The sequence below is a fragment of the Velocimicrobium porci genome (assembly GCF_009696045.1).
GTDB classification, from domain to species: domain Bacteria; phylum Bacillota; class Clostridia; order Lachnospirales; family Lachnospiraceae; genus Velocimicrobium; species Velocimicrobium porci.
Window position 1 is genome coordinate 80,926 of sequence record NZ_VUMT01000012.1, and the last position, 7,489, is coordinate 88,414.

Here is a 7,489-nt window from a genome sequence, read left to right on the forward strand (position 1 = left end):
CTCCTGGTTATTTTACTTATTTCTTTTTATGAACGTTTCGAATTGTCCGCTTTTTCTTTTGCTTCTTTAAACCTTTTTCCTGTTTTCCAACCTGCTTTTTATCTTTTGGTCTGATTAAGCACCGTTTATCGTAGCCGATTAAATCCATACGTTTTGCTAATTTTAATGCTTCGAATACCAAATCATAATTTTTTGGATTCCGGTATTGAATAAGTGCCCTCTGCATTTCCTTTTCATGTGCCGATTTTGGTACATATACCTTTTCCATCGTTCTTGGATCAAGTCCCGTATAATACATACAAGTTGAGATTGTAGCAGGGGTTGGATAAAAATCCTGAACCTGTTCCGGCATATAGCCCATATCCCGGATATATTCCGCCAGTTTAACAGCTTCTTTCATTGTAGAACCCGGATGAGAAGACATAAGATACGGAACAACATATTGTTTCATACCAAGTTCTTCATTAATTTTTTTATACGCACGGATAAATCTCTCATAGACTTCATTGGAAGGTTTTCCCATAAGCGGAAGTACCTTGTCACTCACATGCTCCGGTGCAACTTTTAATTGCCCACTTACATGATACTGACATAATTCTCTGATAAAAGTATCATCCTTATCCGTAATTGCATAATCAAATCTTACGCCGGAACGCACAAATACTTTTTTTACCTTTGGCAGCTTTCTTAATTTTCGAAGCAGAGAAATATAATCTTTATGGTCAACTGTCAGATTTTTACATGGTGTAGGAAACAAGCACTGGCGGTTTTTGCAAACTCCTTTTGTCAATTGTTTCTCACAAGAAGTATGGCGGAAATTCGCTGTTGGACCTCCCACATCATTGATGTAACCTTTAAAATCCTTTTCTTCTGTCAAAATCTTTGCTTCTTCTAATATTGATTCATGACTTCTTGTCTGAACAATTCTGCCCTGATGGAATGTTAAAGCACAAAAGTTACAACCTCCAAAGCATCCTCTGTTGCTTACCAAGCTAAACTGCAGTTCTTTTATTGCCGGAATTCCGCCATCCTTTTCATAAATTGGATGATAAGTCCGCATATAAGGCAGTGCATAAACATCATCCATTTCCTGTCTTGTTAATGGCTTAGCCGGAGGATTTTGAACAATATATTCTGTATCCTTATACTTTTCCACTAAACGTTTTCCCGTAAATGGGTCTGTATTGCAATATTGTATATAAAAGCTTTCTGCAAACTTATGTTTATTTTCAAAAATCTCTTGATAATCCGGGAGTTCTATATAATCATATACATTTTCTAATGATTTTGCTTTAAAAACCGTTCCTGCAACAAAAGTTATATCTTTTATATCAATTCCGCTATCTAAAGCATCCGCAATTTCAACAATTGAATGTTCTCCCATTCCATAAGAAATTAAATCTGCACCAGAATCCAATAAAATAGACCGTTTTACCCGGTCACTCCAATAATCATAATGCCCAAGTCTTCTTAGACTTGCCTCAATTCCACCAATAATAATCGGAACATGCTTGTACACTTTACGAATCAAGTTACCATATACAATCGTTGCACGATCAGGACGTTTTCCCATAATACCACCAGGAGAATATGCGTCTTGTTTTCTATGCTTTTTGGCAACTGTATAATGATTAACCATCGTATCCATATTTCCTGCCGATACAAGAAAGCCAAGCCTTGGCTTTCCAAAAACCTGAATACTTTCCTCGTTTTTCCAGTCCGGCTGTGCAATTATACCGATTTTATAACCATGGCTTTCCAAAACACGACTTATAATTGCCGGACCAAACGAATGATGGTCAACATACGCATCTCCAATTACATAAACAAAATCAACTTCCCTCCATCCTCTTTTTTTCATATCCGCTTGGCTAATTGGTAAAAAATCTTTTGTCATTCTAACTCCTATCTATTTATTCAAACTGAATCTCCAAATAACTGTCTATATAATAATCTGCTTCTTTCTTTTTTGCCTCAATCATATCTTTTGTATAATCATCATAGACAGCACATACTGTCATTCCGGCACTTTTTCCTGCTCGTATTCCTTGGATTACATCTTCAAATACAAGACATTCTTCTGGAATTACCTGAAGCTCATTCGCAACCAGCTCATAGATATCCGGTGCCGGTTTTCCTTTTTTTACTTCACACGCCGTATGAATCGAATCAAAATATTGTACCATATGATGATTTTCCAATACAGCCTTTACTAATTCTTTTGAATTGCTTGTTGCAATCCCTGTTTTTATTCCTTTTTTCTTTAAATATTTTACAAACGCTTTTGCCCCCTGTTTAAATGGCACTTCATTCGCATATTTATATCCTGCCATCTGATTCCATGTCTGTTTAATCTGTTCTAACGAATCTTCCAGCCCAAATCTTTGCTTAAAATAAACTGCTGTTTCAGAAAAACTCATTCCTTCAATCTCATCCTGCAATGTTTCCGGAAGGACTATTCCAAAACGACCTAAATATTCAATATCAATTTCCCGCCACATACTCATAGAATCAATTAATGTTCCATCTAAATCAAAAATAACTGCTTTTTTATTCCTTAACATATGCACTCCTATTTTTTAATTGTTCCACTTCTTCTTCGGTTAATGGACGATACTCACCCGGTCTTAATGCCTTGTCTAATACTAAATTTCCCATCGCCAAACGCTTTAAATAAATAACTTTTGTTCCTACCGCCTCAAACATTCGCTTCACCTGATGGTACTTTCCCTCCTGAATTGTAATCTCTACCTCTGAACAGTCTGCCGAGGATAGAATCTTAAGTTTAGCCGGAAGTGTAAAAATTCCTTCTGTTCCTTTTCGTTTTTCTCTTTTACTTTCTTCCTTTAGACATATGCCCTTTGCAAACTGCTCTATTTCTTTTTCTGTTATCATTCCATCAATTTTCGCATAATAAGTTTTATCAACATGTTTTTTAGGGCTTAAAAGGGAATGGGATAGTTTTCCATCGTTTGTTATCAATAATAATCCTTCTGTATCTTTATCCAATCGGCCTACCGGGAACAAATCTTTTCTTTTTGTTGTTGTAATTAAGTCAATAACCGTCTTCTCCCTTGCATCAGAAACAGCAGAAACAACACCGGCAGGTTTATTAAGCATATAATACTCCCATTCCTCATACACAATCTGTTTGCCTTCCATACAAATCTTTTGTTCATTTGCATTTATTTTTTGCTCTGGCTTTTTTATGACCAAACCATCGACTGTAATTTTTCCTTTTTTTATATATTCTTTTACTTCTGTTCTTGTACCAAGCCCCATATCAGCTAAATACTTATCCAGACGTATACATTTACTCATTCTATCTCAACTTTCTATTTCTTTTATTTTAAGCTTTGCGCACGATAACCTTCTGCAATAATATCAAGCTGTTTACTAAAACGTTCAAGCTGATCGACATCATCACTTTGATAAATTCGAAAAAACTCATCTTGAATTTTTACAACTTCTCGTTTGTTCGCAAGTTTATATAAATTTTGAATATTATTTAAAATATCTGCAACTATATCTGCTTTCCTGCGGAAAGAATTCTGTGCATCCATGATCTCACTCCGCACCGAAGCCATTTCTTCATCTAAAATGACAACTGCCTCAGCAGCCTTCGATAAACGTTCCCTGATATGCTTTGGCATATTTTCTTTATATTTGTATTGTAAGGAATGTTCTATTGTTGCCCAGAAATTCATTCCCAATGTACGAATTTGAATCTCTGCTTTTATCTCTTTTGGTCCATTAATGCTCTGTACAACATAACCTATAATTAAGTGATAGCTTCTATATCCACTTGGTTTGCTTTTCGTAATATAGTCTTTTTCCTGGAGAATTGTCATGTCATTTCTCTTTTCTATAATCTCCACTACCTTATCAATATCTTCAACAAACTGACAAATAATTCGGATTCCTGCAATATCTTCTATCTTTGTTTCAATTTCATCCAGTTCAATCTTTTTTCGCTGTGCCTTCTCCAATATACTGGAAATCGTTTTAACCCTTCCATTCACTAATTCAATCGGAGAATAAACCCCTGCATTTCTATGTTCTAACATAATGTGATTAAATTTTAATACTAATTCATCTACCGCCAAAACATAGGGATCTAGTATCTCACGCCATAATTGTATCTCCATATTGTAAACCTCATTTCTCGCCTTTAATATCGTTTTTAGTATAACATAAATTTTTAAAGAAATAAACGTTTGTTTCCCTATTCATTTCCTTCCAAATGAAATGGTACTTTCTTATCTTCTATGTATTTTAAAATCCAATAAGGATTTACACTTATTTCTTTTCCGGCTTGCTTTAAATAAACTCCAACATGAAGATGCACATCAAAGTTGCCGGTTGTTCCTTCTACCTCACTATAACCGGTATCTCCTACATATCCAATCAACTGTCCCGCCTTAATAATGTCTCCCTCTTCTAAGTTTGGTGCATATTCAGACATATGAGCATAGTAAAAATATCCTCCACCGGGTGCCCGCACTCCAATTCGATAACCGCCAAGTTTTAACCAGCCTTTCTTTTCAATTCTCCCATCTGTCATACTATAAACCGGAAAATACCCTCTCTTATTATTGCTAGTCATAATATCGGTTCCCTCGTGAACCCTTTTTCCTCCATACGCCCGTTCACTATACCAGCTATTCTCATAAAAGCAATGCTCTTTTCCATCTATATCTTCTCCAACAGGAAAGTACTCAATATCTGTAAATAACTCGCGATAAGACTTCCTTAATTTCCCAAACTTTTTCGAATAATTATAATAGTTTGGAACAGTTCTTACCTCTAAATCCCTCTTTTGTTCGAAATGAAAATCCTGCCGAATCATAGCAAATGCAAGTTTTTTATCCCAATCACTTGGATTTTCTTTTTTTACTTGCCGTAAGCTCTCTATCGTTTCTTGATTAAAGCTTAAAGCACGAAAAGCAAATTTGCTTTCTTTACTATCTAACCGCTCTAACCAAATGGCATCCTGCAGATAACTTATCCCTAATACAATAAGCAAAATAGCTAGAATTCCTATTTTAATTGATATGATTCCGTGCTTCTTTTTCATATTTACCTACCCCTTTTGAGTATACTAAGCTATAATATATATGAAAAAGAAAAAAGAATTAGAACAACTACAGTATAACAGAAAACAATTCTTTTGCAACAAAAAACAGCCCGACCGGGCTGTTTTTTATAAACATTATCTGATCTTTACTCTTAACGTAATAAAGATAATACACCTTGTGTAGATTGATTTGCCTGTGCAAGCATTGACTGAGCTGCTTGTTGTAAAATATTGTTCTTAGAGTAATCAACCATTTCTTTTGCCATATTTACATCACGAATACGAGATTCTGCAGATTGTAAGTTTTCAGCAGATGTATCTAAGTTAGCAATTGTATGTTCCAGACGATTTTGAGTAGCACCCATTTTCGCTCTTTCTGTAGAAACTTTTTGAATAGCCATGTCGTAAGCTTTTACAGCTAAAGAAGCGTCTGCCTGAGAAGTAACCTTTAAGGATTCACCTTCTACACCATCTTTTGTCTGTACGATATTTAAGTCTTTTGCTTTCATGGAATTAATTCCAAGTGCAACTTCTTGTCCTGCATTTGCACCTACTTGAAGATGGAATGCGTCTTTTCCTGTTTCTGCCTGTTTGGATTCTACCATAGCATCAGATGTAATTGTAAGCACGTCACCGGCTTTTAATTTATTTGCATTGCTGATTGTAATAACAGTGTCATCACCAGATTTATTCTTTAATGTGATTTTTAATTCATTATTTTTATCAACAGCATCACTAATCTTAAATGCTGCGCTATCCGCTGTATTACCAAATAAATCTTTTACATCAATTACAGACTTATCTGTATTTAACTTATCCAATTGCGCTTTTGTAGAATCAACTTTAGCTTGTGCCTCTTCTTTTAATTTATCCGTAGCATTTGCATTAGCATCTGCTGCAGCTTTATCAGAAACCGCTTTTTTATAATCTACAATTGCTGTTGCAAGCTCTGTATTTCCTAAAACATCAACAACATCTTGCACTTGAGCAACCTTTGCCTGATTTACATTATTTGTAATCGCTGTACTAGCTACCGATTTTGCAAAAGTATCAAGTAAACCAAAAGTATCCGTTGCAGCTTTGGAAAGATTGTCCGTTGTAGCTAAGGCTCCTGATTGAACTAATGCTACATCAGTTCCATCACCCTTTTTATGTTTTGCCGCTACGTCTACTGAAGTAGCTGCTACAGCCTTCCCAATATTTTGAGTATTTGCTGTATCAAATAAACCTTTCAGTTCTGTATTCGCTGCTTTAATCTCATTTGAATCTCCGGCACCAGCTGCTTTACCATCTTTTACCAATGCATCAATATACTTATTAACCGCATTGGTTAAGTCTTCTTTTGTAACACCGGCTTTTAAGAAAGTATCCCCATTTGCTGCTTTCGTAATTTCTGCTAATTTTAAAATATTATCAACAGTTTTTACAACAGCCTCTTTATTCTCGCTTACTGCTGTAGAGGAAGTAGCAGCAGCGGATTCTAAAGTACTTAAAACTCCCTTTGCTGCACCTAATGCTCCTGCAATGTTTTCTTCTGTAGATTTATCCGCACTATAAACACCAGTAATGGATACTCCAGCTGCTTCCTGTAATACCGGGTCTAATGTTACAGCACCAGCAGTTGTTATTAACTGATTAATTTTATTTATCTGCTCATTAGATAACTTTGAAGTTCCTTTTGTGCTTTGTCCATCTGTAAAGTCTTGTGTAACTTCAATACGGATTACATCTGTAAATGCTGCTTTTGCAGAACCATCTGTTGTAATTGCAGCACTTACGTTTCCATTTCCAAATGTTCCATCAATATTTGTACTACCAGCTTTTTCATTGACAGAACCTTGTCTGGAACCGTCAAGAAGTTTCTTTGTATTGAATTCTGTTGTATTTGCAATACGATCAACTTCTTGTGTTAATTTATCAATTTCATTCTGAATCTGTGTTCTGTCATCATCTGTATTTGTATCATTTGCAGCTTGAACAGATAACTCTCTCATACGTTGTAAAATACTGTGAGTTTCTGTTAATGCACCTTCAGCTGTCTGAATCATAGAAATACCATCCTGTGCATTTGTTGAAGCTTTCGTAAGTCCACGAATCTGACCTCTCATTTTTTCAGAAATCGCAAGACCTGCAGCATCATCACCAGCACGATTAATTCTATAACCACTGGATAATTTTTCTGTTGATTTGGATTGGTTTGTTACAATGTTACCTAACATTCTGTTGGCATTTGCTGCCTGCATATTGTGTTGAATAATCATAATTTTTACCTCCGTGTGTTTGTTGGTAGTGTCAAAAACTACCCGTATTTTATTTTAAAAATTCTTTTAAAACCTTAATTTATTGGAGGTTTGCAAATAAAAAGAGCATTTACCTCCCATTTTTGATATAATGTCCTCGACCAAAATTCCA

The 7,489-nt window shown here is 35.3% G+C and carries 6 protein-coding genes and 1 pseudogene; all 7 read right to left on the minus strand.

The features are described 5' to 3' along the window. Window positions 1-16: 16 nt before the first annotated feature. Window positions 17-1,897 carry a YgiQ family radical SAM protein gene (locus tag FYJ58_RS09230; protein WP_154519450.1) on the minus strand — a complete coding sequence of 627 codons (1,881 nt, stop codon included), beginning with the start codon at window positions 1,895-1,897 and terminating at the stop codon, window positions 17-19. A 16-nt stretch (window positions 1,898-1,913) separates the two neighbouring features. Next, window positions 1,914-2,564, minus strand: coding sequence for an HAD family hydrolase (locus FYJ58_RS09235; protein WP_154519451.1), 651 nt, complete (start codon window positions 2,562-2,564; stop codon window positions 1,914-1,916). Further along, on the minus strand, window positions 2,551-3,321 hold the full coding sequence (locus FYJ58_RS09240; protein ID WP_154519452.1) for a pseudouridine synthase: 771 nt from the start codon (window positions 3,319-3,321) through the stop codon (window positions 2,551-2,553). The genes FYJ58_RS09235 and FYJ58_RS09240 overlap by 14 nt, the downstream gene beginning before the upstream one ends. Before the next feature lie 23 nt (window positions 3,322-3,344). Continuing rightward, the gene (locus FYJ58_RS09245; protein ID WP_154519453.1) at window positions 3,345-4,148 is read right to left on the minus strand and encodes a GTP pyrophosphokinase; all 804 of its coding nucleotides are present in this window, start codon (window positions 4,146-4,148) and stop codon (window positions 3,345-3,347) included. Between the two features lie 77 nt (window positions 4,149-4,225). Further along, window positions 4,226-5,077: a M23 family metallopeptidase gene (locus FYJ58_RS09250; RefSeq protein ID WP_154519454.1), complete on the minus strand. Its 852-nt coding sequence runs from the start codon at window positions 5,075-5,077 to the stop codon at window positions 4,226-4,228. 152 nt (window positions 5,078-5,229) lie between these two features. Beyond that, a complete protein-coding gene (locus FYJ58_RS15315; RefSeq protein WP_328597828.1) occupies window positions 5,230-5,682 on the minus strand; it encodes a flagellin in 453 nt (150 codons plus the stop codon). Between the two features lie 1,241 nt (window positions 5,683-6,923). Beyond that, window positions 6,924-7,338 (minus strand): annotated as a pseudogene (locus tag FYJ58_RS15320) (flagellin N-terminal helical domain-containing protein); the annotation flags it as partial. Window positions 7,339-7,489 lie beyond the last annotated feature (151 nt).